General features: G+C 70.5%; 22 protein-coding genes. 8 read left to right on the forward strand and 14 right to left on the reverse strand.

Annotation, left to right across the window (positions count from 1 at the left end):
• Positions 1 to 3: 3 nt before the first annotated feature.
• Entirely contained in the window at positions 4 to 1,356 is a 1,353-nt protein-coding gene (locus AC5P1C_RS19905; protein WP_493867210.1) for an aldehyde dehydrogenase family protein, read from the reverse strand.
• Positions 1,357 to 1,363: 7 nt separating this feature from the next.
• Complete coding sequence (locus AC5P1C_RS19910) at positions 1,364 to 2,728, reverse strand: glutamine synthetase family protein (protein ID WP_493867211.1); 1,365 nt, start codon at positions 2,726 to 2,728, stop codon at positions 1,364 to 1,366.
• 77 nt (positions 2,729 to 2,805) lie between these two features.
• Between AC5P1C_RS19910 and AC5P1C_RS19915 the strand changes: the two genes are divergently transcribed.
• From AC5P1C_RS19915 to AC5P1C_RS19925, 3 genes are all read left to right on the forward strand, one after another.
• A complete protein-coding gene (locus AC5P1C_RS19915) occupies positions 2,806 to 3,573 on the forward strand; it encodes a FadR/GntR family transcriptional regulator (RefSeq protein ID WP_493867212.1) in 768 nt (255 codons plus the stop codon).
• 140 nt (positions 3,574 to 3,713) lie between these two features.
• Positions 3,714 to 5,162 (forward strand): ethanolamine permease, encoded by a 1,449-nt coding sequence (eat, locus tag AC5P1C_RS19920; protein ID WP_493867213.1) that lies wholly within the window; start codon positions 3,714 to 3,716, stop codon positions 5,160 to 5,162.
• A 34-nt stretch (positions 5,163 to 5,196) separates the two neighbouring features.
• Entirely contained in the window at positions 5,197 to 5,889 is a 693-nt protein-coding gene (locus AC5P1C_RS19925; RefSeq protein ID WP_493867290.1) for a gamma-glutamyl-gamma-aminobutyrate hydrolase family protein, read from the forward strand.
• A gap of 44 nt (positions 5,890 to 5,933) precedes the next feature.
• Here AC5P1C_RS19925 and AC5P1C_RS19930 read toward each other — a convergent pair whose 3' ends face one another.
• Positions 5,934 to 6,869 carry a LysR family transcriptional regulator gene (locus tag AC5P1C_RS19930; protein ID WP_493867214.1) on the reverse strand — a complete coding sequence of 312 codons (936 nt, stop codon included), beginning with the start codon at positions 6,867 to 6,869 and terminating at the stop codon, positions 5,934 to 5,936.
• Positions 6,870 to 6,939: 70 nt separating this feature from the next.
• Between AC5P1C_RS19930 and AC5P1C_RS19935 the strand changes: the two genes are divergently transcribed.
• A complete protein-coding gene (locus AC5P1C_RS19935; protein ID WP_493867215.1) occupies positions 6,940 to 8,061 on the forward strand; it encodes a TDT family transporter in 1,122 nt (373 codons plus the stop codon).
• Here AC5P1C_RS19935 and AC5P1C_RS19940 read toward each other — a convergent pair.
• The 5 genes from AC5P1C_RS19940 to AC5P1C_RS19960 form a co-directional block, all read right to left on the reverse strand.
• Entirely contained in the window at positions 8,030 to 8,752 is a 723-nt protein-coding gene (locus AC5P1C_RS19940) for a helical backbone metal receptor (RefSeq protein WP_493867216.1), read from the reverse strand. The genes AC5P1C_RS19935 and AC5P1C_RS19940 overlap by 32 nt on opposite strands.
• A 12-nt stretch (positions 8,753 to 8,764) precedes the next feature.
• Positions 8,765 to 9,343 carry a helix-turn-helix domain-containing protein gene (locus tag AC5P1C_RS19945; RefSeq protein ID WP_493867217.1) on the reverse strand — a complete coding sequence of 193 codons (579 nt, stop codon included), beginning with the start codon at positions 9,341 to 9,343 and terminating at the stop codon, positions 8,765 to 8,767.
• Between the two features lie 105 nt (positions 9,344 to 9,448).
• Positions 9,449 to 10,438: a hypothetical protein gene (locus AC5P1C_RS19950; protein ID WP_493867218.1), complete on the reverse strand. Its 990-nt coding sequence runs from the start codon at positions 10,436 to 10,438 to the stop codon at positions 9,449 to 9,451.
• Positions 10,439 to 10,587: 149 nt separating this feature from the next.
• Positions 10,588 to 13,200: an ABC transporter permease/substrate binding protein gene (locus tag AC5P1C_RS19955; protein ID WP_493867219.1), complete on the reverse strand. Its 2,613-nt coding sequence runs from the start codon at positions 13,198 to 13,200 to the stop codon at positions 10,588 to 10,590.
• A complete protein-coding gene (locus AC5P1C_RS19960; protein ID WP_493867220.1) occupies positions 13,193 to 14,353 on the reverse strand; it encodes a quaternary amine ABC transporter ATP-binding protein in 1,161 nt (386 codons plus the stop codon). Before AC5P1C_RS19960 ends, AC5P1C_RS19955 begins: the two co-directional genes overlap by 8 nt.
• A 321-nt stretch (positions 14,354 to 14,674) precedes the next feature.
• On the opposite strand from AC5P1C_RS19960, the gene AC5P1C_RS19965 reads away from it, so the two are divergent.
• The 4 genes from AC5P1C_RS19965 to AC5P1C_RS19980 all read left to right on the forward strand — a co-directional run bounded on the left by AC5P1C_RS19965 (position 14,675) and on the right by AC5P1C_RS19980 (position 18,434).
• Positions 14,675 to 15,580 (forward strand): 5'-3' exonuclease, encoded by a 906-nt coding sequence (locus AC5P1C_RS19965; protein ID WP_493867291.1) that lies wholly within the window; start codon positions 14,675 to 14,677, stop codon positions 15,578 to 15,580.
• 52 nt (positions 15,581 to 15,632) lie between these two features.
• Complete coding sequence (locus AC5P1C_RS19970) at positions 15,633 to 16,475, forward strand: siderophore-interacting protein (RefSeq protein WP_493867221.1); 843 nt, start codon at positions 15,633 to 15,635, stop codon at positions 16,473 to 16,475.
• 235 nt (positions 16,476 to 16,710) lie between these two features.
• Positions 16,711 to 17,310 carry a GNAT family N-acetyltransferase gene (locus AC5P1C_RS19975; protein ID WP_493867222.1) on the forward strand — a complete coding sequence of 200 codons (600 nt, stop codon included), beginning with the start codon at positions 16,711 to 16,713 and terminating at the stop codon, positions 17,308 to 17,310.
• 50 nt (positions 17,311 to 17,360) lie between these two features.
• On the forward strand, positions 17,361 to 18,434 hold the full coding sequence (locus tag AC5P1C_RS19980; protein ID WP_493867223.1) for a pseudouridine synthase: 1,074 nt from the start codon (positions 17,361 to 17,363) through the stop codon (positions 18,432 to 18,434).
• On the opposite strand, the gene AC5P1C_RS19985 is transcribed toward AC5P1C_RS19980, so the two are convergent.
• The 6 genes from AC5P1C_RS19985 to AC5P1C_RS20010 all read right to left on the reverse strand — a co-directional run bounded on the left by AC5P1C_RS19985 (position 18,317) and on the right by AC5P1C_RS20010 (position 26,108).
• Positions 18,317 to 19,840, reverse strand: a complete 1,524-nt coding sequence (locus tag AC5P1C_RS19985) for a cytochrome P450 (RefSeq protein ID WP_493867224.1) — start codon at positions 19,838 to 19,840, stop codon at positions 18,317 to 18,319. The genes AC5P1C_RS19980 and AC5P1C_RS19985 overlap by 118 nt on opposite strands.
• Before the next feature lie 54 nt (positions 19,841 to 19,894).
• Positions 19,895 to 20,509 carry a GTP-binding protein gene (locus tag AC5P1C_RS19990; RefSeq protein WP_493867225.1) on the reverse strand — a complete coding sequence of 205 codons (615 nt, stop codon included), beginning with the start codon at positions 20,507 to 20,509 and terminating at the stop codon, positions 19,895 to 19,897.
• A complete protein-coding gene (locus AC5P1C_RS19995) occupies positions 20,490 to 20,879 on the reverse strand; it encodes a DUF742 domain-containing protein (protein ID WP_493867226.1) in 390 nt (129 codons plus the stop codon). The genes AC5P1C_RS19990 and AC5P1C_RS19995 overlap by 20 nt, the downstream gene beginning before the upstream one ends.
• On the reverse strand, positions 20,876 to 21,283 hold the full coding sequence (locus AC5P1C_RS20000) for a roadblock/LC7 domain-containing protein (protein WP_361834221.1): 408 nt from the start codon (positions 21,281 to 21,283) through the stop codon (positions 20,876 to 20,878). Before AC5P1C_RS20000 ends, AC5P1C_RS19995 begins: the two co-directional genes overlap by 4 nt.
• Entirely contained in the window at positions 21,280 to 22,935 is a 1,656-nt protein-coding gene (locus tag AC5P1C_RS20005) for an ATP-binding protein (protein ID WP_493867227.1), read from the reverse strand. Before AC5P1C_RS20005 ends, AC5P1C_RS20000 begins: the two co-directional genes overlap by 4 nt.
• 365 nt (positions 22,936 to 23,300) lie before the next feature.
• On the reverse strand, positions 23,301 to 26,108 hold the full coding sequence (locus AC5P1C_RS20010; RefSeq protein WP_493867228.1) for a DEAD/DEAH box helicase: 2,808 nt from the start codon (positions 26,106 to 26,108) through the stop codon (positions 23,301 to 23,303).
• Positions 26,109 to 26,123: the final 15 nt, after the last annotated feature.

The following is a 26,123-nucleotide window of genomic DNA, read 5'->3' on the forward strand; positions in this document are numbered from 1 at the left end:
TGCTCAGGCCTCCGTGCTGATGAAGACGTTCTTGGTTTCCGTGAAAGCGGCGAGCGCGTCCGGGCCGAGCTCGCGGCCGAGTCCGGACTGCTTGTAACCCCCGAACGGGGTCCAATAGCGCACGCTGGAGTGCGAGTTGACGGACAGGTTCCCGGCCTGGACGGCTCCGGAGACCCGCAGTGCCCTGCTGACGTCCCGCGTCCAGATCGAACCGGACAGGCCGTACTCGGTCGCGTTGGCGAGGCGGATCGCGTCTGCCTCGTCGTCGAAGGGGAGGACGACGGCGACCGGCCCGAAGACCTCCTCCGTCGCCACCGGCGACGCGGGGTCGATGTCGGTGAGGAGCGTCGGCGGGAACCAGAAGCCGGGGCCTTCGGGGGCGCTGCCGTGAATTCCGGTGCCGGACGGCACGTACGAACGCACGCGCTCCAGCTGGGTCTTGGAGATCAGCGGACCCATCTGGGTCTTCTCGTCGGACGGGTCGCCGACGACGACCGACTCGATCGCGGGCCGCACGATCTCCAGGAAGCGGTCGTACACCGAGCGCTGGACGAGGATGCGGGTGCGGGCGCAGCAGTCCTGGCCGGAGTTGTCGAGATACGACATGGGGGTGGCGAGGGCGGCGGCTTCCACGTCCGCGTCGGCGAAGACGATGTTCGGGCTCTTGCCGCCGAGTTCGAGCGTCACGCGCTTCACGCGGGCGGCGCACCTGGCCATGATCTGCTTGCCGACGGGCGTGGAGCCGGTGAACACGATCTTGGCGACGCCTGGGTGCTCGACGAGGGCGTTGCCCGCGACGCCACCCAGGCCGGGCAGCACCTGGAAGAGGCCCTCGGGAAGGCCCGCCTCCAGGGCGAGTTCGGCCAGGCGCAGTGCGGTGAGGGGGGTCGTCTCGGCGGGCTTCAGGATGACCGCGTTGCCGGCCGCGAGCGCCGGGGCGGTGCCCCATGCGGCGATCGGCATCGGGAAGTTCCACGGCGCGATGACGCCGACGACCCCGAGAGGTTCGAGGATCGTGACGTTCAGACCGCCGGACACCGGGATCTGACGGCCACTCAGTCGTTCCACTCCCCCGGCCGCGAAGTCCAGGAGGTCGCGGACGTTGCCCGCCTCCCAGCGTGCGTTGCCGATGACGTGACCGGCTTCGCGCACCTCCAACTGGGCCAGTTCTTCCACGTGTTCATCGACGACTGCGGCGAAACGGCGCAGCAGGCGGGCCCGGTCCGCGGGAGCGACGGCGGCCCACTTCGCCTGGGCGGCGGTCGCGCGCACGACCGCGGCGTCGACATCCTGCGCAGTGGCGGCGGGGACGGTCGCGATGACCTCTTCGGTCGCCGGATTCAGTACTTCGAGCAAGGGTGCCTCACATGCGTTCGAAGGAGCGGCGGAGCTCCCAGTCGGTCACCGCGGAGTCGAAGGCTTCCAGCTCGACCCGGGCCATGTTGCCGTAGTGCGCGACCACCTCGTCACCGAAGGCGGCCTTGGCGATGGGGCTGTTCTCCCAGAGCTCGGCGGCCTCGCGCAGGGTGGTGGGGACGTGCGCGTAGTCACCGGTGTAGGCGTTGCCCGTGCACTCGTCGGGCAGTTCGAGCTTCTGCTCTATGCCGTGCAGACCGGCGGCCACGAGTCCGGCGACCGCGAGGTGCGGGTTCACGTCGCCGCCCGGCAGGCGGTTCTCGAAGCGCATCGAGCGACCGTGGCCGACGACGCGTAGGGCGCAGGTGCGGTTGTCGTAGCCCCAGGCGGCGGCGGTCGGCGCGAACGAGCCGGGCACGAACCGCTTGTACGAGTTGATGTTGGGCGCGTAGAGCAGCGAGAACTCCCTCAGCGCCGCGAGCTGGCCGGCCAGGAAGTGCCGCATGACGGGCGACATGCCGCCGGGTCCGTCACCGGCCATGACGTTCGTGCCGTCCGCGTCCGCGAGGGAGAGGTGGATGTGACAGGAGTTGCCCTCGCGCTCGTTGTACTTGGCCATGAAGGTGAGCGAGACACCCTCCTGGGACGCGATCTCCTTGGCACCGGTCTTGTAGATGGCGTGCTGGTCGCAGGTGACGAGGGCATCGTCGTACTTGAACACGATCTCGTGCTGGCCGGGATTGCACTCGCCCTTGGCCGACTCGACGACCAGGCCGGCGGCCGTCATGTCATTGCGGATGCGGCGCAGGAGGGGCTCGATGCGTCCCGTGCCGAGCACGGAGTAGTCGATGTTGTACTGATTGACCGGGGTCAGCGCCTTGTAGCCCGCATCCCAGGCCTGCTCGTACGTGTCCTTGAAGACGATGAACTCGAGCTCCGTGCCGACGTTGGCGGTGTAGCCGAGCTCGGCGAGCCGGTCGAGCTGGCGGCGCAGGATCTGGCGCGGCGCGGCCACGACGGGCGACGAGTCGTTCCAGGCGAGGTCCGCGATGAGCATCGCGGTGCCTTCGTTCCAGGGGACGCGGCGCAGGGTGGTCAGGTCGGGGCGCATGGCGAAGTCGCCGTAGCCGCGGTCCCAGGAGGACATCGCGTAGCCCTCGACGGTGTTCATCTCCGCGTCGACGGCCAGGAGGTAGTTGCAGCCCTCCGTGCCGTGCTCGAGGACGTCGTCGAGGAAGAACTGGGCGGCGAACCGCTTGCCCTGGAGCCGCCCTTGCATATCGGGGAAGGCCAGGACGACAGTGTCGATCTCGCCGCTCGTGACGAGAGCGCGCAGCTCCTCGATCCCGAGCGGGGGTGTGCGGTCTGCCACGGGAAAATCCTCCTTGGGTCAGCCGAGAGCCATAAGGTATTGCCGAGAACCATTGATTGGGAAGGGGGTACGGCCAGATGTCGCACACGGATGCCGACGCGGGCGCCGACGCGGGTGACGCGGCTGCCGCGACCGACGACGACCGGCTCACGCCGGTGCTTCGCCCCGTACGGGCGGGCAACGGATTCGAGGAGGCCCTGGAGCAGATCCTCCAGGTCGTACGCCTGGGCCTGGTGCCCGGCGGTGAACGCCTGCCGTCGGAGCGGGAGTTGGCCGACCGTCTCGGTATCAGCCGGGTCACGCTGCGCGAGGTCCTGAAGGTCCTCCAGGATCAGGGCCTGGTCGAGTCGCGGCGGGGCAGGTACGGCGGCACGTTCGTGCGCCCGCGCCCCGAGGCGGCCGGCGAGGACGAGTTGCGGAGGCGCGTGGCGGACGTCGACGTCGAGGACGCGCTGCGCTTCCGCGAGGTCCTGGAGGTCGGCGCGGCCGGGCTCTGCGCGGCGCACGGCCTGACCGACGAGCAGCGCGAGCGGCTGCGCACGGCGCTCGCGCGGACCCACGAGGCGCCGCTCTCCGAGTACCGCCGCCTGGACACCCTCCTGCACCTGACCCTTGCCGAGCTGTGCGGCTCGCCCTCGCTGACCGCGCAGTACGCGGCGGTCCGCGCGACCGTCAACGACCTCCTGGACTGCATCCCCCTCTTGGTCCGGAACCTGGAGCATTCGCAGCGCCAGCACACCGCGCTCGTCGAGGCGGTGCTCGACGGGGACGCGGACGGGGCACGGGAGATGATGCGCGAGCACTGCGCCGGTACGGCCGCTCTGCTGCGGGGCTTCCTGACATAAGGGGCGGGATGAGCGGTGATTAACCGCGGTGTAACGCACGGGTCTTGATTTCTCACCCGTCGCACGGCAAAGGTATGGATCCGTTCCATTGAGTCACCCGCCGCAGTGCCGCCGCCGCGCAGTCACCTAGGAGCCGTGCCATGACCGTGGAGTCCACCAAGACGAGTAGTACCGCCGAACCGGCGGACGACTATCTGGAGCGCAGAGCGCTGCGCCGGGGCAGCGCGGGCTGGCTGCTGCTCACCGGACTCGGCGTCGCGTACGTCGTCTCCGGCGACTTCTCGGGCTGGAACTTCGGCCTGGCGGAGGGCGGATTCGGCGGCCTGGCGATCGCCATGGCGCTCATGGGCGTCATGTACGCGTGCATGGTGTTCTCGCTGGCGGAACTGTCGTCCGTCCTGCCCACCGCGGGCGGCGGCTACGGCTTCGCGCGCCGGGCGCTCGGTCCGTGGGGCGGCTTCCTCACCGGAACGGCGATCCTCATCGAGTACATCCTGGCGCCGGCCGCGATCTCCATCTTCATCGGCGACTACGTCGAGTCGCTCGGCCTCTTCGGCCTGACCTCCGGCTGGCCGGTGTACCTGGCCTGCTTCGTCGTCTTCATCGGCATCCACCTGTGGGGCGTCGGCGAGGCGCTGCGCTTCAGCTTCGTCGTCACGGGCATCGCGGTGGCGGCGCTGCTCGTCTTCGCGGTCGGCGCGTTCATGGACTTCGACGCGTCGAAGCTCAACGACATAGCGGTGGACGCGGACGCCTTCGGCTCCAACTCCTGGCTGCCGATGGGCCTGTTGGGCATCTGGGCTGCGTTCCCCTTCGGCATGTGGTTCTTCCTGGGCGTGGAGGGTGTTCCGCTCGCGGCCGAGGAGACCAAGGACCCCGCCCGCACGCTGCCGCGCGCGATCCGCTGGTCGATGGCCATCCTCATCGTGCTCGCGCTCCTCACGTTCTTCGCGTCGGCGGGGGCGCGCGGCGCGAACGCGATCCAGGACGCGGGCAATCCGCTGGTGGAGGCGTTGCAGCCGGGCGGCGAGGCGACGGCGCTCAGCCGCATCGTGAACTACGCGGGCCTGGCCGGTCTCGTCGCGTCGTTCTTCTCCCTGATCTACGCGGGGTCGAGGCAGCTCTTCGCCCTGTCGAGGGCCGGCTACCTGCCGAGGTTCCTGTCGCTCACGAGCAGCCGCAAGGCGCCCTACCTGGGACTCCTCGTGCCCGGCGCGATCGGCTTCGGCCTGGCGGCGGCGACCGGGGACGGTGCGCGGATGCTGAACGTGGCGGTGTTCGGCGCGACCATCTCGTACGCCCTGATGTCGCTCTCGCACATCGTGCTGCGCCGCAGGGAGCCGGGCCTGGAGCGGCCCTACCGCACGCCGGGCGGCATGCTGACGTCGTCGGTGGCGCTGGTCCTCGCCTGCGCGGCGCTGGTCGCGACGTTCCTGGTGGACGTGACGGCGGCGGTGATCGCGCTCGCGGTATACGTGGTGGCGATCGCGTACTTCGGCTTCTACAGCCGCAAGCATCTTGTGGCGCGGGCGCCCGAGGAGGAGTTCGCGGCGCTCGCCGCCGCGGAGGCGGAACTGGAACGCGACTGAGCACGGCACGAGCATGAGGGAGATGAGGGTGAGCGTGACCACGGGCCGACCGCTGATCGGCGTCAGCACCTACCTGGAGGCGAAGGCGAGCTGGGGCGTGTGGGAGCTGCCCGCGGCGCTGCTCCCCGTCGGCTACCCGCGCCTGGTGCAGGCGGCGGGCGGCCTCACCGCGATGCTGCCGCCGGACGATCCTTCGTACGCGGATGACGTCGTCGCCAGGCTGGACGGCGTGGTCATCGCGGGCGGGCCCGATGTCGATCCGGCCCGTTACGGCACGGAGCGTGAGGAGCGCACGGGCCCGCCTGCGCGGGAGCGGGACGCGTGGGAACTGGCGCTGATCGAGGCGGCGTTGGCGTCCGGGACACCGCTGCTCGGCATCTGCCGGGGCATGCAGCTCCTGAACGTGGCGCTCGGGGGCACGCTGGTGCAGCACATGGAGGGTCATGTGGAGGCGGTGGGCGTCTTCGGGACGCACGAGGTGAAGCCGGTACCGGGGACCCTGTACGCGTCGATCGCGCCGGCCGCGTCCGCCGTCCCCACCTACCACCACCAGGCGGTGGACCGCCTGGGCCGGGACCTGGTCGCGTCGGCCCACGCGCAGGACGGCACGGTGGAGGCGGTGGAACGGCCCTCCGGATCCTGGGTGTTGGGGGTCCAGTGGCACCCGGAGATGGGAGAGGACCTCCGGGTCATGTCGGCCCTGGTCCAGGCGGCTTCTGGCTCCTGAGCCCGCAGCGGAACGCGCCCCGGGCGAGGCGGCAACCGGGTGCGCTACCGCGTCAGCGAGAGCAAGTCCCGCGCCGGGCCCGTGGGCCGATGCCCCGTGGGCCACACCGCCCGAAGAGCGCGCCGCAGCAGCACGCCCTCCAGGGGGATGTTCACCAGGCGCCGAGCCGACAGCTCCTCGCCCACCGCGAGCTCGCTCAGCACCGCGGGCCCCGCCCCGTTCACCGCCGACGCCTTCACCGCGGTGGTGGACGACAGCTCGATCAGCGGGCGGGCCAGGCCGCCCAGGGCCGCGTCCAGGACCTGGCGCGTCCCCGAACCCTCCTCGCGGAGGATCAGCGGGGTCGCCGCCAACTCCGCCGCCCCCAGCGGCTTTCGGCGCCGCGCCCAGGCGTGGTCCGGCGCGGTGACGACGATCAGACGGTCGTGCGCGATGACCGCCGAGTCCAGGCCGGTCGGCACCGCGAGCCCCTCGACGAAGCCGAGGTCCGCGTCGCCCGCCAGGAGCCGCTCCGCGACCGCGGTCGAGTTGCCGGCCGTCAACGACACGGCGGTGTCCGGCCGCTGCGTCCGCAGGGCGATCAGCCAGCCCGGCAGCAGATACTCGGCGATCGTCATGCTCGCCGCGACCCGCAGCCGCGAGTCCCGCCGGTCCCGCAGCGCCTGCGCGCCCGCGTCGAACGCCTCCGCCGCCTCCACGATCCGCCGCGCCCAGTCCGTGACGAGCGCCCCTGCGTCCGTGAGCTGCGAGCCGCGCGGCGACCGGTCGACGAGCGCGACCCCGAGCTGCCGCTCCATCGACCGGATGCGGCTGCTCGCGGCGGGCTGCGTGATGCCCAGCTCCTTCGCGGCCCGTCCCAGACTGCCGAGCCGCGCCACGGCGAGCAGCAGCTCGAGCGCCCCGAGGTCCGGCACGCGATGCGCGAGCGGCGTCGCCGACGACGTGTCGTAGCCGCCGGAGGAACCAGAAGACTTACCCATAAACCCAGGTTATGCCCTCATACGGAGATGACTCCTGGTGGGGGGCCCGCGCAGCCGCGACGGTGGACCCATGGTCACCGTCGCCCAGCCGCAGGCACCCTCGAGAACCACCACTGCCGCCACTCTCCTCGCCACCCGCCATCTCGGCCCGAACTGGTACGCCGCCGTCATGGGCACGGCGATCATCGGCGGCGCGGGCGCGACCCTGCCGGTCCACGTCCCCGGCCTCCGGACCGCCTGCACGACGGTCTGGGCGCTCTCCCTGCTCATGCTGACCGCGCTCCTGGCGGCCCGGACCCTGCACTGGATCCACCACCGCGACCAAGCCCGAGCCCATCTCCTCGACCCGGCGGTCGCCCCCTTCTACGGCTGTCTGTCCATGGCCCTGCTTGCGGTCGGCGGCGGTGCGCTCCTCGTGGGCGAGGACTGGATCGGGACGACCGCCGCGGTCGCGCTCGACGCCGTGCTCTTCGTCGCCGGTACGGTCATCGGCCTCGCGGCGGCCGTGGCGATCCCCTACCTGATGGTGGTGAAGCACCGCATCGAGCCGGGCCAGGCATCCCCGGTCTGGCTGCTGCCCCTGGTGGCGCCCATGGTGTCGGCGGCCCTCGGCCCCCTGCTCATACCGCACCTCCCGGCGGGACAGGCCCAGGAGACGCTGCTCTTCGCCTGCTTCGCGATGTTCGGCCTGAGCCTGCTCGCCACCCTGGTGATGCTGCCGATGATCGTCGCTCGCCTGCTGACCGGCGGCCCGCTCCCGGTCGCGCTCACTCCTGCGCTCTTCCTGGTGCTCGGCCCGCTGGGCCAGTCGACGACGGCGGTGAACAAGTTCGCCGACACCGCCGCGACGGGCGTCGTCCCCGCCCCGTACGACCAGGGCTTCGCCGTCTTCGCCGTGCTCTACGGCGTCCCGGTGATGGGCTTCGCCCTGCTGTGGCTCGCGCTCGCGGCCGCCATGGTGCTGCGGGCCCGGCGCCAGGGCATGGGCTTCGCGATGACGTGGTGGGCGTTCACGTTCCCGGTCGGCACCTGCGTCACCGGCGCGGAGGGCTTGGGCAAGCACACGGGCCTCGCGGTCTACGACTGGCTGGCGATCGCCCTGTACGCCCTCCTGGTGACGGCCTGGGCGGTGGCCCTGGCCCAGACCGCGCGCGGCCTGCTCAACGGCAAGCTGCTCGCAGCGCCGCGCTGAGCACCGCCGGCGCCTGAGCGAGTGACGGGCCGTACCAGGTGAGGTGGCGGCCGCTGACCAGTGCCGCTGGGGCCGTGAACTCCTCGGGGCCGTCGTCGCGCGTGAAGCGGTAGGGCTCGTCCGGCAGGATCACCACGTCCGCGCCCGCCGCCCGCAGTTCCTCGATCGGGATGCGGGGGTAGCGCTCGGCGTGCGTCGCGTACGCGTTGTCCACGCCGAGGCGCCGCAGCAGGTCTCCCGCGAACGTGTCGTGGCCCAGGACCATCCACGGGCGCCGCCAGACGGGAATCACCGCCTTCAACCGGGCTTCGGGCGCGGGCAGTTGATCCCAGGCCGACTCGGCTTCGGCCAGCCAGCCGGGCCGCCCCGCCCCGCAGGCGGCGAGCACCCGGGTCAGTTCGCGGAAGGCCCCCGGCAGGTCCCGTACCTCCGTCAGCAGGACCTGGACGCCCGCCGCCCGCAGTGCGGCCACGTCAGGCGCGCGGTTCTCCTCTTCGTTGGCGATCACCAGGTCCGGGGCGAGGCCGATGATCCGGCGCACGTCGGGGTTCTTCGTGCCGCCGACGCGGACGACATCGAGATCCTCCGGATGGCTGCACCACTCCGTGGCACCCACCAGCGCTCCCGGCACGCTCACCGCGACCGCCTCGGTCAACGAGGGCACCAGCGAGATCACCCGTACTCCGGTCACCGTGGGATCCCCTCAGCGCCGCGAGCCGTCCACGGCTTCGACGTGGTCGGCGACGGCCACCACGAGCACCTGGCTGTCCGGCACCGTCGCCCGCCACCGGTGGCGAACGCCACCCGTCAGATACAGGCTGTCGCCGCGCCCGAGGCGGTACGCCCTGCCCTCCGCCTCGACCTCGACGGCGCCGCCCACCACGTACATCAACTCGTCGTTGCGGTGCTGGAATTCGCGTCCCTCGTCGTGGTCGCCGGTGAACTCCATGGCGTGCAGTTGGTGGTGACCGCGGACCAGATTGCGTACGTGGGCGTCCGTCTCGGGAGACGAACCCTCGCCGTCCTTCTCCTCGGCGCGCATCAGGTCGACCGTGCACGCGGGGTCCGCCGCGGCGAGCAGTTCGACGTCGGTCGTCAGGAGGGCGTCGGCGACGCGCTGCAGGGAACGCCTGCTGGGCCGCGCACGCTCGTTCTCGACCTGGCTCAGGAAGGGCACCGAGAGACCGCTGCGCTCGGCCACCACGGCGAGGGTGAGCTCCAGCTGCCGGCGGCGGCGCCGCACGGCCGCGCCCACTCGGAGGGTTTCCTTCTGCTCGTCCATCGCCTCGGCTCCCTTCTGCGCGTCGGTCCACTCTCACCCCTGTTGGGTTTTCTGCACCCTACGCATGTTCGCCAAACGGTTTTGCCCCGTTGCGAGGACCGCCCTCTACAGCTTCCGCCAGTAGACAAGCTGCCCGGCCTCTCCGGGAGCCGCCCCCTCCCCCGGTATGAACAGGCTGACCAGCAGGGCGGGCCTGCCCCGGGGATCGGTGAGGAGCGTCGCCGACGGATTGGCGAAGGCGCGGCTTCCGCCGTGCGTGGAGATGTCGAGCCGGTCGGCACGGCCGCTCACGGAGTCGTACGCGTACGTCCGCCAGCTCCCGAAGTCACCACGCCACCGCTGCCCCTCCACGAAGAGCATCCGCTGCCCGTCGAGCTCGACGGGCGCCCGGTCCCCGAGGTTCCCGCCGTTGCCCCACGCCTGCAGCGCCCGGTCGAACCGCCGGTCGGGCGCCGCGTGCCAGTCGCGGAACCCGGTGAGCGTGGCGCGAAGCTGGCGGTCGGTGTCGCAGTCGGCGCGGTAGTGCCCGGTGAGCTCGATCGTGTCCCCGCGTACGGCGGTGATGCTGGGCGTGCCCTCGGCGCAGCGGGAGAGGGTGCGCGGCGCGTCGAAGCCGCGGTCCTGGCGCCCGTCGAGCAGCGCCGCCTCATCCTCGTACGCGCGCACGGCGATGTGGTTCTTCGGGTCCTTCTCGTACGCCAGGACATACCCGCCGAGCCCGTCGTCGGCGAGCGACGCCTGATGGGTGCCGGGCCCGAAGTCGTGGCGCCGCTGCCAGTGCCGCAGATCCGTGGAGGTGGCCACGGCGGCATGGAAGCGGCCGTCGTCCAGAAGGGTGTGGTAAACGGCCAGGTAGGAGCCGTCGGGGGCCTGTGCGATCTGCGCGGCGTCCATGGTGCGGCCGGTGTGGTCCCGCGCGTCGTAGCGGTGGCCGTCGGCGGCGGTCACGTCCTCGGCGAGCGCGGCGAGCCGTGCGGTGCCGGTGGAGGCCGGTGCGGAGCTCGCGTTCGCCAGATGGGCGAGGAGCAGCGCGCCCGCGAGGGCGAGGGCCGTGGCCGCGATGAGCACGGCGACGCGGGGCGTGGGGACGGTCACGGAGGGGCACTTACGTTCGAGCGGCGGGGAGGCTGCCCAGCCTAGGGAGCGCGGGTGCCCCCGGGAACGCCCCGAGGGGTGGGCTTCGCCACAGGGGCGATGCCCACCCCTCGGGGGTGACGCACTGATTCAGCGGTGCAGCGGAAGAGCTAGGACTGCGGAGTCATCTTCTGCTCGAAGCCCGGGTTCTTCTTCAGCCACGCGTCGACGGCCTTGGGCTCGTTGCCCTTGCCCGCCTTGTTGATCTCGTTCTCCAGGCTGGCCAGTTCCTGCTCGCTCATCTTGAAGTCCTTGAGCCACTTCGTGAGCTGCGGGTACTGCTTGGGGAACTCCTTGCTGGAGATCGTGCGGATCGTGTCGCCCTTGCCGAAGCCGACCTTGGGGTCCTTCAGCTTGGTGAGCTTGTACTCGTTGTACGCCCAGTGCGGCGACCAGAGCAGGACCGCGACCGGCTCCTTCTTGGCGTACGCCGACTTCAGCTCGGAGAGCATCGCCGGCGTCGAACCGGAGACGATCTTGTACTCCTTGTCGAGGCCGTAGCCGGGCAGGACCTTGTCCTTGAGCGCCGTCATCACGCCCGTGCCGGGCTCGATGCCGATGATCTTGCCGTTGAACTTGTCGCCCTTGCCCTTGAGGTCCTCGAGCGACTTCACGCCCTTGACGTACGAGGGGACGGCGATCTCCAGGGACGTCGGGCTGTACCAGGAGCCCAGGTCCTTGAGGTTCGCCTTGTTCTTCTCCCAGTACTGCTTCTGGGCCGTGGGCAACCAGGCGTCGAGGTCCAGGTCGAGGTCGCCCTGCGCGAGAGCGGTGTAGACCGGGCCGACGTCGGACGGCGTCAGCTTCATCTTGTAGCCGCGCTTCTCCAGAACACGCTTCCAGAGGTTGGTGACGGCGATGTTCTCGTCCCACGCGAAGTACGCGGCGTTCAGCGGACGCTTCGCCTCGGCGGGGGTGGAGTTCTTCGGCAGCGGGGCCAGCTTGTCGACGACGCCCGGGTTCTTCTTCAGCCAGGCCTTGACGGCTTCCTGCTGCTTGCCCTTGCCCGCCTTGTTGATCTCCGCCTCAAGGCTCGTGAGCTGCTTCTCGCTCATCTTGAAGTCCTTGAGCCACTTGGCGACCTGCGGGTTCTCCTTGGAGAAGCCCTTGCGTGCGAGCGTGTGCACGCCGTCGCCCTTGCCCCAGGCGCCCTTCGGGTCCTCGAGCTTCTTCAGGTCGAAGTCGCTGTAGGCCCAGTGCGGCGACCAGAGGGTGGTGACGATCGGTTCCTTCTTGGCGTACGCGCGCTTCAGCTCGGCCAGCATCGCGGGCGTGGAGCCGTCCACGACCTTGTACTCGCCCTCCAGGCCGTACTCCTTGAGCACCTTGTCCTTGAGCAGCCCCATCATTCCGGCGCTCGGCTCGATGCCGACGATCTTGCCCTTGAACTTGCTGCTCTTGCCCTTGAGGTCCTCGAGCGACTTCACGCCCTTGACGTACGAGGGCACGGAGAGCTCGAGCGAGGTCGGGCCGAACCACGAGCCCATGTCCTCGAGCTTGTCGCCGTACTTCTTCCAGTACGCGGCGTGCGTCGTCGGCAGCCAGGAGTCCGTCTGGAAGTCGATGCTGCCCTGCGAGAGCGAGGTGTAGAGCGGGCCCGCCTCGAGCTGCTTGGTCTGCGGCTTGAAGCCGCGCTGCTCCAGGATCTCCTTCCAGAGGAAGGTGGAGGCCACGCCCTCGTCCCAGGGGATGTAGCCGATGTTGATTTCCTTGCCCTGGCCGACGTTCTTGCCGTCGGTGGCGACATCCTCGGTCTTCGAGCCGCCGAAGGCGCCCATGCCGCCTGCGACGAGGGCGAGGACGACCACACCGATGACTGCGACGGAGGCCTGCGGACGGTAGGTCCAGATGTTGAGGCCCTGCGCGGCACGCAGCTTCGCCATGGTGCGGCGGCCCAGCGGGGAGACCTGGGTGCCAAGGGAACTGGTCATGCGGTCCAGGTAGATCGCCAGGATGACGATCGCGACGCCCGCCTCGGAGCCGAGACCGACGTTCAGCTGGCCGATGGCCTCGTTGACGTCGGCGCCCAGGCCCTCGGTGCCGACCATGCCCGCGATGGCGGCCATGGACAGGCCCAGCATGATGACCTGGTTGACACCGGCCATGATCGTGGGGAGCGCGAGGGGCAGCTGGACGCGCAGCAGGATGTTGCGCGGCGTGGTGCCGAACGCGTCCGCGGCCTCGACCAGTTCCTTGTCGACCTGGCGGATGCCCAGCTCCGTCATGCGGACGCCGGGAGCCAGGGCGAAGATCAGGGTGGCGACGATGCCCGCGGGGGCGCCCATCCCGAAGAAGAGGATGGCGGGGATGAGGTAGATCATCGCCGGCAGCGTCTGCATGAAGTCGAGGACCGGGCGGACGATGCCGCTCACCGTGCTCGACCGCGCCGCCCAGATGCCCACGGGCACCGAGATGACGAGGGCGATGATCGTCGAGACGAGCACCAGGGCCAGCGTCATCATCGCGTGGTCCCACAGTTCCAGCGAGACGATGAACGCGAAGCCCGCGAACGTCAGCACACCGGCGACGGCGCCGCGCAGCCAGAACGCGATGACCGCGAAGATGCCTGCCAGGATCAGCGGTTCGGGTGCCTGGAGCACGTCGGCTATGCCGTCGTAGGCGCCCTGGAAGACGGTCTTGAAGAAGTCGAACAACCAGGCCATGTGGCTGAGCAGCCAGTCGACGCTGTCGTTGACCCACTCGCCGAAGGGAATCCTAGGCACCGCTGACCACCTTGCCCACGGCCTGTCCGCCGTTGTCCTGCGTCTTCTGGAGCGGGACGGAGGCGTCCTGCGGCTCGTTCTCGGGGGCCATCGGCTCGCCGAGCACGGCGAGCAGTCGCGCCCGCGGCACGACGCCGATGAGCGCGCCCTCTTCGTCGGTCACGGCGACGGGTACGTCGCTGGTGGAACACGGCGTGAACAGCTCGATGATCGGGGCCTCGGCCCTGACCGTGGCGGGGGCCGCGGACAGCACGTCCTGTGCGGTCTTCAGCTCCTTGCCCTGGGCCGTCTTCGTGCCGAAGGCGGTCTCGGGCTCGGCCATGATCGCGCCCGCCGTGAGGACACGGGAGCGGTCGACGTCCTGCGTGAACGCGGCGACGTAGTCGTTGGCCGGGGTGACGAGGATGTCCTCGGCGGTGCCGATCTGGACGATCTCGCCGTCGCGCATGACGGCGATCTGGTCGCCCAGGCGCATGGCCTCGTTCAGGTCGTGGGTGATGAAGACGATGGTCTTCTTCAGCCGCTTCTGGAGCTCGAGGAGCTGGTCCTGCATGTCGCGGCGGATCAGCGGGTCGAGCGCGCTGAACGACTCGTCCATGAGGAGCAGGTCCGCGTCGGTCGCGAGCGCGCGGGCCAGGCCCACGCGCTGCTGCATACCGCCGGAGAGCTCGTCGGGCCAGGACTTCTCCCAGCCCTTGAGCCCGGCGAGTTCGAGCGCCACCGTGGCGCGCTCCTCGCGCTCGGCGCGCGGCACACCCTGCACCTCGAGGCCGTAACCGGCGTTCTCGAGGACGCTGCGGTGCGGGAAGAGCGCGAAGTGCTGGAAGACCATGCTGATCTTCTTGGAACGCACCTCGCGCAGTTCACGGGCGCTCAGACCGGTCAGATCCTGACCGTCGAAGAGCACCTGTCCGGCCGTCGGCTCCGACAGACCGTTGAGCATGCGCAGCAACGTGGACTTGCCGGATCCGGAGAGACCCATGACGACGAAGATCTGGCCCGGCTCGACCGTGAAGGAAGCGTCGATCACCGCGGCAGTCGTGCCTTCGGCGCGCAGCTCCTCTCGGTCGGTTCCGTGGCGGAGTTTCTCCACCGCGTCAGCGGGTCGTCTGCCGAAAACCTTGTACAGGTGTTCGGCTTGCAGCCTGGACACATACACCTCTCGGGTTGAACCAAGACGGCCCGCCTCCCCCGCCGGCGGGCCGTGGAGCGACGCGGTTTCTGCCCGCTAGTTACCCGGCGAAATAGTTGAATCCTCGACCGGAGGCGCTCCGGCTCGGCGCCTGCCCCGCCTTACACAGAACAAACGCAAGAGTGTTCCAGTTCACATGTCGTTCACTTTCGCCGACCGGGATGTGGCGCGATCCAGCCCCTCCCCGGCGGGGCGGAAACCATGCGTCGACGGAGCCGGAGCCGGTCCTCTGTCAGTGCCGTGCGGCATGATGCGAAGGTGACTCAGCGAACGCGACGGCTCATGCTGCTCGACACGGCGTCCCTGTACTACCGCGCCTATTTCGGCGTCCCCGATTCCGTGAAGGCCCCGGACGGCACACCGGTGAACGCGGTGCGCGGCCTCCTGGACTTCATCGCCCGGCTCGTCCAGGACCACCGTCCGGACGACCTGGTCGCCTGCTGGGACGCTGACTGGCGCCCGCACTGGCGGGTCGAGCTGATCCCGTCGTACAAGGCGCATCGCGTCGCCGAGGAGGTCGAGGCGGGCCCGGACGCCGAGGAGACCCCGGACACGCTCTCCCCGCAGGTCCCGATCATCGAGGACGTCCTGGACGCACTCGGCATCGCCCGCGTGGGCGTGGAGTCGTACGAGGCGGACGACGTGATCGGCACGTACGCGGGCCGCGCCACCGGACCGGTCGACATCGTCACCGGCGACCGCGACCTCTATCAGCTGGTCGACGACGCGCGCGGCATCCGCGTCCTCTACCCCCTCAAGGGCGTCGGCTCCCTCCAGCTCACGGACGAGGCCTGGCTCCGCGAGAAGTACGGAGTGGACGGCTCGGGCTACGTCGACCTGGCCCTGCTCCGCGGCGACCCCAGCGACGGCCTGCCCGGCGTCCCCGGCATCGGCGAGAAGACGGCCGCCAAGCTGCTCGACGCGTACGGAGATCTGGCCGGAATCATGGCCGCGGTGGACGACCCGATGAGCAAGCTGACGCCCTCCCAGCGCAAGCGGCTCGACGAATCCCGCCCGTACGTGGCCGTCGCGCCGACGGTGGTCCGCGTCGCGGGCGACCTCCCCCTGCCGGACGTGGACCTCGCACTGCCGCGCGAGCCCCGCGATCCCGCGGCCCTGGACGAGCTGGCCGCGCGGTGGAACCTGGGCGGAGCGCTGAAGCGGTTGCTCACGACTCTTCAAGGGTGAGGTGTTAGCTTAGGTAAGCCTAAGCAACATTTGATCAGGGGAGGCCGCCGCCATGGCAGAACGACCGGCACGCAAGGCACCGAAGGCCCACGCCGCGCAGGTGGTGCGCACCGAGCGGCTGACCCCGCACATGCAGCGCGTGGTCCTGGGCGGCGAGGGCCTCGCCGATTTCACGGTGGGCGATTCCACCGATCACTACGTGAAACTGCTCTTCGACGCCGAGGGCGTCACGTACCCGGAGCCCTACGACATCCAGCGGATCCGCGAGGAGTTCCCCCGCGACCAGTGGCCCGTGACGCGTACGTACACGGTCCGCACGTGGGACCCGCAGACCCGCGAGCTCGCCGTCGACTTCGTCATCCACGGCGACGAGGGCCTGGCCGGACCGTGGGCCAAGCGCGTTCAGCCGGGCGCCACGGTCCGCTTCCTCGGTCCTGGCGGCGGGTACGCCCCGGACGCCGAGGCCGACTGGCATCTGCTCGCCGGTGACGAGAGCGCACTGCCCGCGATCGCCGCCGCCCTGGAGGCACTTCCCGAGGGCGCCAAGGTGTACGCCTTCGTGGAGGTCGCCGACGCGGACGAGGAGCAGAAGATCGAATCGGCCGCGGAGATCGAGTGGCTGCACCGCGGGCAGCGCCCCGTGGGCGAGGCCCTCATCGAGGCCGTACGCACCCTCGACTTCCCTGCGGGCGACGTGCAGGCGTTCGTGCACGGCGAGGCCGGCTTCGTGAAGGAGCTGCGCCGCTACCTCCGCGTGGAGCGCGAGGTGCCGCGCGAGCGCCTCTCGATCTCCGGCTACTGGCGCCTGGGCCACAACGAGGACGGCTGGCAGGCGGCGAAGCGGGACTGGAACGCGGAGGTCGAAGCGGAGCAGGAGTCGGTGCCCTCGGCTTGAGCGAGCCAGGGTAGCCGCCCCGCTGAGCCTGGGCGGCCTCCCGGCTTCTGGACCGTCTCCGTCTGCCGCCCGGTGGGGGCCGGCCGCGCAGTTCCTCGCGCCCCTGAAGGGGCCCGCCCATGTGGCTGCCCCGCCAGGGGCGCGGGGAATGCGCGGCCGGCCCTCACCGGCCCGCGGGCGCGGGCGAAGCCCAAAACCGATTCCCCCCGGCGGAGCCGGCTGGCACGATGCCGGGATGCCCTTCATGGTCCCGGACGTCGTCGCCGCAGGCTCACTCGCCCACCGGGAGCAGCCGGTCATCCCCGTCCTCCCCGGAGGGCTGCTCATCCGCCCCTGGTCGCCCGACGACGCGCCCGCCGTGTACGAGGCGTTCCAGGACCCCGTGCTGCGGCGCTGGCACCCGCGCGAGGCCGAATCCGTCGACGAGGCCCGCGGCTGGATCGACGGCTGGCGCAAGGCGTGGGCCGAGGAGCGCGACGCGCACTGGGCCGTCGCCGACGCCACGACGGACGCGGTGGTGGGCCGCATCTCACTGCGCCTCATCCTCCTCGCCGACGGACAGGCCGAAGTCGCCTACTGGACCATGCCGTCGGCCCGCGGCCGGGGCGTCGCTCCCCGCGCCCTCACGGCGCTCAGCGACTGGGCCTTCGACGAACTCGGCCTGCACCGCCTCGAACTCACCCACGCCACGGCCAACGAAGCCTCCTGCCGCGTCGCGCTCAAGACCGGCTTCGCGCCGGAGGGCACCAAGCGCAGTGCGGCGCTGCACGCGGACGGCTGGCACGACATGCACCTGCACGCCCGCATCCGATGCGACGAGCCGACACCCACCTGACCTGGGAACCCGGCAGGGCGCCGCCGCCCGGCCCCGTACTCTTGCCGGTTGTGACCCGTAAGCCCCGCATTCCGCCCTCTCCCCTGCCGCAGCGGCGCGGCGTCGACCCCATGCGGGTCAGGCTGCCCCACGAAGGAGCCTGGGCGACCGTACGGGATCATCTCGTCGAGCGGCTCAAGGCGGGGCCCGGGGTGATCGACGGGATGCTGCGGGACGGTCTCGTCGTCGGCGTGGACGGCCTTCCCGTCGCGCCGGACGCCCCCTACGTACCCGGCGCCTTCGTGTGGTTCCACCGGGATCTGCCGGACGAGGTTCCGGTGCCGTACGGCATCGACGTGGTGTACCGCGACGAGCACATCGTCGTCGCCGACAAGCCCCACTTCCTGGCGACCACGCCCCGCGGCAGCCACGTCATCGAGACCGCGCTCGCCCGCCTCCGCAGGGAGCTCGACATCCCCGCGCTCGGCGCCGCGCACCGCCTGGACCGGCTCACCGCGGGGCTGATCCTCTTCACGGTGCGGCCCGAGGAACGCGGCGCGTACCAGACGCTGTTCGGCGAGCGGCGGGTGCGGAAGGAGTACGAGGCCGTGGCCGCCCACGACCCCGCGGTGGAACTCCCCCGCACCGTGCGCAGCCACCTCGTCAAGGAGCGCGGCATCATCGCCGCGTACGAGGTCCCCGGCGCCGAGCCCAACAGCGAGAGCCGCGTCGAACTCGCCGAGCGGAAGGGCGAGTTGGCTCGCTACCGGCTCTTCCCGCACACCGGCCGCACCCACCAGTTGCGCGTCCACATGAACACCCTGGGCCTGCCGATCCTCGGCGATCCGGTCTACCCGCGGGTGACGGGGCCGGTGCCGCCGGACGACTTCCGGCGGCCCCTCCAACTCCTGGCGCGCGTCCTGGAGTTCACGGACCCCGTCACGGGCGTCGACCATCGCTTCGTCAGCACACGCGCGTTGGGCGCCTGGACCGCGTACGACACATGGGCGGGCCCGTCAGCGGACGATCAGTTGCCCCGCCACCAGGAGACCAGCCTCCGCCACACCCCTTGCCGGGGCACGGATGCCACCACCGGCGCGGGCTCCGGCGCGGGCGGCGGCGGAGCGGGCCGCCCCACCGGCTGAGGCGTGGGGGCCTGCGTCGGCGTCGGCGTCGGCGTCGCGGGATACGCGGGCCGCGGCCCGGGGGACGACACCTGCCAGTCGTTGCGCGTGCTGGGCACCCGCGCCATGGGCCGCGCCATCACATCCTGCGGGGGCCGCGGCGCGAACTGCACCGGCAGCTCCACCAGATGCCGGGAGAGGATGGACGAGGTCCACCTCAACTCGCTTTCGTCGATGGCGAGTTCCACGTCGGGAAAGCGCATGAGCAGCGCGTCCACGCCTGTGTCGGCGATGGCACGCCCGATGTCCTGCCCCGGGCATTCGTGCGGCCCGCCGCTGAACGCCAGGTGGGAGCGGTTGCCCTGCATGCTGGCGGCGAGATCCGGGCGTACGACGGGGTCCACGTTGCCCGGCGCGATGCCGAGGATGAGACCGTCGCCCGCCTTGATCTGCTGGCCGCCGAGCTGGGTGTCCTGCTTGGCGAAATAGCCGACCATGGCGCTGAACGGCGGCTCGTCCCACAGGGACTGCTCGACGGCCTCCGGCACCGTCATCTGGCCGCCGCTGAGCTGGGCGCGGAAACGCGGGTCGGTGAGGACCATGCGCAGCGCGTTCGCGATGAGGTTGGCCGTCGCCTCGTACGCGGCGATGAGCACGAGCCGCAGGTGCGCGGCGACCTCGTCGTCGGTGAGCTGCGCGGGGTGCGCGATGAGGTTGCTGGTGAAGTCCTCCTCGGCCTGCACCCGCCGCCGCGCCACCAGGCGCATCAGCGCCTCCATGATGTACGCGTTGCTGGCGATGGCGGTCTCGGTGCCGCGGATCATGTCGCGGGCGGCCTGCACCATCCGCTCGTTGTACTCCTCGGGCATGCCGATGACATGGCACATCACCATCATCGGCAGATGCTCGGCGAACCCGCTCACGAGGTCGGCCCTGCCGTCCTGGCAGATGTCGTTGAGCAGGAGGTTGCTGTAGCGGTTGATGTAGCGGCGCATGCCCCGGTGGTCGAGGCCGCCCATGGCGCCGGTGACCGCGCCGCGCAGCCGCTGGTGCTCGTCGCCCTCCACGAAGCTGGCCATGGGCTGCCAGGTGAAGACGGGGGCGAGCGGATGGTCGGGGCCCGCGGTGCCGTCCTGGACGGCCCGCCACTGGCGCGAGTCGCGGGTGTACTGCGAGGGGGTGCGGACCATGTGGAGGTTCTCGCTGTGGCCGAGGACCGCCCAGATGGGCACGTCGTTGTGCAGCAGGGCCGGGGCCACCGCGCCGTGCTCGGCGCGCAGCTTCTCGTACAGGCCCGAGAGATCGGTCTCCGCCTCGGGGCCGTACAGCCTGCGCAGGCCGCCGGGACCGAGGCCGTGCGCGGGGCAGCCGGGGGGCGGCATGGCCGGGTCGTCCATGCCGGGGTGGGAGGGGGAAGGGGTCGTCACGTTCGTCGCTCCGGGGTCGCGGAAGAGATTCCGGGTTGCGGATGAGATGAGGTGTCAGACGCGGGCCACCGTCAGGGAGTGCAGGTACCGCATGAGGGTCAGCAAGGTGTCCCGGCTCGATGCGCGCTGCCGGGCGTCGCACTTCACTATCGGCACCACCTCGTCCAGGTCGAGGGCCCGGCGCAGTGCGTCCATCGGGTGACGGGGCGCGTCGGGGAAGTCGTTGACCGCGACGACGAAGGGCACGCCGCGCTCCTCCAGGCGCCCGATCACGTCGAAGCTGACTTCGAGGCGGCGGGTGTCGACGAGGACGACGGCGCCGAGCGCGCCTTCGAAGAGGCCGTTCCACAGGAACCAGAAGCGCTCCTGGCCCGGGGTGCCGAACAGATAGAGCACCAGCTCTTCGGAGATGCTGATCCGGCCGAAGTCCATCGCGACGGTGGTGGCCGTCTTGGTGTCGGATCCGTAGTTGTCGTCGACGCCGATGCCGGCCTGGGTCATGGTCTCTTCGGTCGTCAGCGGACGGATCTCGCTGACCGAGCCGACCATCGTCGTCTTGCCGACCCCGAACCCGCCCACGATCACGACCTTCACGGCGGCCGTGGCCGTGTGCGGCAATACGTCTTCGCTGCTGGGCCCGGTGATCGTGTCAGAGCTTTTGAAGTCCATGCATCACCGCTTCGAGAAGGGAACGATCGGGGAGCGTGGAGCGGACGATCGGCGCCCGCGCCTGTACCAGGTCGGCCCCGAGCATCTTCGTCAGCAGGACGGTCACCACGCTGAACGGCAGCGCGAGATACGCGGACAGCTCGGCGACGGACAGCGGCGTCTTGCACAGCCGCAGGACGACGGAGTGCTCCGGCTGGGCCGTGGGCGCCGCCTCGCCCTGCGCGACGATCAGCGTGACGAGGTCGAGCGGCGCCCTCTCCGTGTCCTCGCCGGTCAGGATGTAGAGCCGCTCGGGATTCTCCGGGCTCCGCCGTTCCCGCTGGGGCGGGTCGTCTCGGTGGGAGGGGTTCTCGCCTTGCGGAGGATTCATACGGCCTGCCCGTCTCGCCGGGGCGGGCTCGTCAGGTGGGCGCCGATCCGGACGACCAGGTCCCGCATGCGGTTGCCGATGAGGCCCGCGTCGACGGTCTCATCCGCGAGCACGGCGAGGTAGGCGCCCGCTCCCGCGGCCATCAGGTAGAAGTAGCCGCCGTCGACCTCGATGATCACCATGCGCATCCCGCCGTCGCTCCGCGGGATCTCGGTGGCCACCGCGGCGGCCAGGGACTGAAGACCCGCGCAGGCGGCGGCGATCCGGTCGGCGGCGTCGGGGTCGCCGCCGTAGCGCGCGATGCGCAGGCCGTCGGCGGAGAGCACCACGATCTGCCGGGTCTGCGGCACCCCGTCGGCGAGCTCCTTGAGCATCCAGTCGAAATTGGCCCGTTGCTGGATCACTTCCAGCCCCCCTCATCGGCGTTGTCGGCACTGTCGGCGGTGCCGTGGTCGTTCTCGCTGTGGCCCTTGGGGAACAACGGGTCGTCGGCCGCGGAGGCCGCGGAGGCCGCGGATTCGTCGCCGTTGACGCCCTTCATGAAGGCCTCGATCCAGAGGCCGGGCTCCTTCTCCTCCTTCTTCACCGGCTCGGGTACGACGGGTCCGGCGCCCTGCGGGGCGTACTGCGCGCGCTGCGCGGCGTACCGCTCGTCGGCGGCCTCCTGGGCGAGCCGCTCGCTCAGCGGGGTGCGGACCCTGCTGCGGCGCTGCGGCAGACCGTTCGACGTCCACTCGGTGACCTCGGGGACGTCGTCCTCCAGCGCGGCGGTGAGCCCCTTGGAGACCGGCGGGCCCGCCGTCATCACACGGGGCTTCTTGCGCCGGATGCCGTGCGCCTCCTCGATGGGCTGGCCGTCGGAGTTCACGCGGGGCACCGCGGACGCGCCGATGCCGTGCGCGAGGCCGGGAGCGGGCCCTGTGGTGATCATCTCGCGCGGGACGATGAGCACCGCACGGACGCCGCCGTACGCGGACTGCCGCAGCGAGACCTGGAGGTTGTACATCTGCGAGAGCCGGCCCACGACGGCCATGCCGAGGCGCGGGCTCTCGCCGAGATCGTTCAGGTCGATGCCGGCCTGGGCCTGCGCGAGCATGCGCTCGGCCCGTGCCCGCGCCTCCTCGCTGAGGCTGACGCCGCCGTCCTCGATCTCGACGGCGATGCCGGTCTGCACCTCGACGGCGGTGACATGCACGCGGGTCTGCGGCGGCGAGTAGCGCGTGGCGTTGTCGAGCAGCTCGGCGCAGGCGTGGATGAGGGGCTCCACGGAGGTGCCGCGAATGGCGACGTTGGCGATCGAGTGCAGGTCGACGCGCTGGTACTCCAGGATCCGGGACATGGCGCCGCGCAACACGCTGAACAGCGGTACGGGCTTGGGCCATTGGCGTCCCGGGCGGGCGCCGCCGAGCACGGTGATCGAGTCGGCGAGGCGGCCGATCAGGGCCGTGCCGTGGTCGATGCGCAGCAGGTCGTCGAAGACCTCGGGGTTACGGCCGTGGAACTCCTCCATCTCGCGTAGTTCCGCGGCCTGTTGGTGGACGATGGACTGGACACGCCGGGCGATGTTGACGAAGGCCCGCTGCGAGGACTCGCGCATCGCCTCTCCGGTGTCCAGGATGTCCAGGACGTGGCGGAGCATCTGGCGCTGTGACGGCGGGAGTTCGGAGAAGGACTCGTCGTTGTCGACCAGGTGGCGGACCACTTCCGAGGGCGCTTCGCCCGACCGCAGCCGGTAGACGGCCTCGGGGATGACTTCCCTGCCCAGGCGGACGGTCTCGTCGTCATGGGACGCGATGCGCCGCTCCAGGAAAGCGAGCCGCTGCGCGTACTGCGTGTGCAACTCCCGGATGGACCGGCCGCGACGCACCGCTTCGGCGCCGACCGCGACGACCAGGAGGGTCGCGATCGCGCCGCACAGGCCCACCGCGATGCGGGCGGCGTCCGGAACCGCGGCAACGGCGGCTCCGGTCGCCGCGGCCATCAGCATGGCGGGCAGCAACAGCACACGTACGTAAGGGACTTCTCGGCCACCGGGAGGCGATTGAACACTCACCATGTATGCCCTCTGAACACTCGTCTTGGGGAAGGAATGGGGGGTGACGCTCTGAAATGGGGGGAGTTTGCCGGGAGTTGAAAGCGGTAGACGTATGCGAACGATCGAAACATCTGGGAACAAACGCGCGAATCTATCGCAACTCGTTTCAACTCGCCGCGCTCCGGGCGAGCTTAGTCCGCCGAAATCATCGCCGAGTCATATTCAGCAACCCTCTGCAGCCGCCTTGCCGGCAGGCATACACTCGGCCCCATTTGCACGCGTGGCGATCAATCGAACACGTGGAGTGATGACATCGAACAGGCGGACCTGGATACGAAAAAGGGGCGGGCCCGGGGGTAAACCCCCGGGCCCGCCCCTTGCTCGCGTCAGCCGACGGAGCTGTAGGCCACCACGCCCCGCAGCAGCTGATCCACGGCCTTGCGGGCGTTCTTCGCCACCGTCGAGCCCTCGCGGGGAGCAGCCGCGGAGATCTGCCCCAGGACGTCGATCACCTGCTTGCACCACCGCACGAAGTCCCCGGCAGGCATCTCGACCTCCCGCAGCACCTCGTCCAGGCCCTTGTCCGACGCCCACATGTACGCCGCCCAGGCGAACCCGAGGTCCGGCTCGCGCTGCCCGACCCCCTCCGCCTGGTTGATCTTGAACTCTTCCTCCAGGGCGTCGAGACGCCCCCAGATGCGCACCATCTCGCCGAGCGAGGCCTTCACCTTTCCGGAGGGCAGCTTGGGCGCGATCGCATCGTCCGCCATCCGGGCCTCGAAGACCAACGCCGAGACGCATGCGGCCAGTTCGGCCGGGCTCAGCCCCTCCCACACGCCTTCCCGCAGGCATTCGCTGGCAAGGAGGTCCAGCTCTCCATAGAGCCGGGCGAGCCGCTTGCCGTTCTGGGTGACCTCGTCACCCCGCAGGTAGTCCATCTCGGTGAGCAGCGCGACGATCCGGTCGAAGGTCCGCGCGATCGTGTTCGTGCGCCCCTCGATCCGCCGCTCCAACTGCACCGTGTCCCGCTGCAGGCGGTGGTAGCGCTCGGCCCACCGCGCGTGGTCCTCCCGCTCGTCGCACCCGTGGCAGGGGTGCGCCCGCAGTTCCGTGCGGAGCCGGGCGATCTCGCTGTCGTCGGCGGCAGCCGCGCGGCCCTTGCGGTGCCGCTCCGGCACGATGTGCCCGGCCTTCGTGCGCAGCGCGGAGGCCAGGTCACGGCGCGACTGCGGCGAGCGCGCGTTGAACGACTTCGGGATGCGCATCCGCTCCAGGGCCTCGACCGGCACCGGGAAGTCCATCGAGGCCAGGCGCTTGACCTGCCGCTCGGCGGTGAGCACCAGAGGCCTTGGCCCGTCCTGGTGCTCGAGGCCGCGGTGGCCGTTGACCCGCCCGGGGATCCCCGGGTCCAGGACGAGCGCGAGGCCCGCGTACTTCCCGGTCGGCACGTGGATGACGTCACCGGGCTTGAGCTTCTCCAGGGCGGCGGCAGCGGCCACCCTGCGCTGGTTGGCGCCCTGCTTGGCGAGCTCGGTCTCCCGGTCCTTCAGCTCGCGGCGCAGGCGCGCGTACTCGTCGAAGTCGCCCAAGTGGCAGGTCATCGAGGCTTTGTAGCCCTCGAGTCCCTCTTCGTTCTTCTGCACCTGCCGGGAGATCCCGACGACCGACTTGTCGGCCTGGAACTGCGCGAAGGACGTCTCGAGGAGCTCGCGCGAGCGGTGCCGCCCGAACTGCTCGACCAGGTTCACCGCCATGTTGTACGACGGCTTGAAGCTGGAGCGCAGCGGATACGTGCGCGTGCCGGCGAGCCCCGCGAGGTGCTCCGGGCTCATGGCGCGCTGCCACAGGACCACCGCGTGGCCCTCGACGTCGATCCCGCGCCGCCCGGCACGGCCGGTCAACTGCGTGTACTCACCGGGGGTGATGTCCGCGTGCTGCTCGCCGTTCCACTTGACGAGCTTCTCGAGGACCACGCTGCGCGCGGGCATGTTGATGCCGAGGGCGAGGGTCTCGGTGGCGAAGACGGCACGCACGAGCCCGCGGACGAACAGCTCCTCGACGACCTCCTTGAAGGTCGGCAGCATGCCCGCGTGGTGCGCGGCGATGCCGCGCTCCAGGCCTTCCAGCCATTCGTAGTAGCCAAGGACGTGCAGGTCCTCGTCCGGGATGGCGGCCGTGCGCTCCTCGACGATCTCGCGGACCTGGGCGCGCGCGTCCTCGTCGTTCAGCCTCAGCCCCGCGTACAGGCACTGCTGCACGGCGGCCTCGCAGGCGGCCCGGCTGAAGATGAAGGTGATCGCGGGAAGGAGGCCTTCGGAGTCCAGCCGGTCGATGACCTCGGGCCGGCCCGGCGTCCAGATGCGGGAGCGCTGTCTGCGCTCGCGCTCGCGGTCGGCCTCGCGGATCATCTTGCCCTTGCGGCGGTCGCGCGGGTTGTACGAACGGCTGGCCTCCATCCGCGCCATGCGCGTGAGGTCGGGGTTGACGGTCTTGCGCTGCCCCTCGCCCTCCTCGAAGAGGTCGTACATCCGGCGCCCGGCGAGGACGTGCTGGAACAGCGGCACGGGCCGGTGCTCCGAGACGATCACCTGCGTGTCACCGCGCACGGTGTCCAGCCAGTCGCCGAACTCCTCGGCGTTCGAGACGGTCGCCGACAGGGAGACCAGCGTGACCGACTCCTGGAGGTGGATGATCACCTCTTCCCAGACGGCTCCGCGGAAGCGGTCGGAGAGGTAGTGCACCTCGTCCATCACCACATAGCCGAGGTTGAGCAGCGACTGCGAGCCCGAGTACAGCATGTTCCGCAGCACTTCGGTGGTCATCACGACCACCGGGGCATCGGAGTTGACGCTGTTGTCGCCGGTCAGCAGGCCGACCTTGTCCGCTCCGTATCTCTTGGACAGGTCGGCGTACTTCTGGTTGGAGAGCGCCTTGATCGGCGTCGTGTAGAAGCATTTCTTGCCCTGCAGCAGGGCAAGGTGCACGGCGAACTCGCCGACGATCGTCTTGCCCGAACCCGTGGGGGCGGCCACGAGCACACCCTTGCCCGCCTCGAGCGCCCGACAGGCGTCGATCTGGAAGGGGTCGAGGCCGAATTCGTACATCTCGCGGAAGCCAGCGAGTGCGGTGGCCTGCTCGACAGCGCGCTCGCGCGCCGCCGCGTACCGCTCGGCCGGTGAGAGGTCCTCTGTCATCGTGCTTTCGAGACT

The organism is Streptomyces sp. A18 (assembly GCF_059026065.1).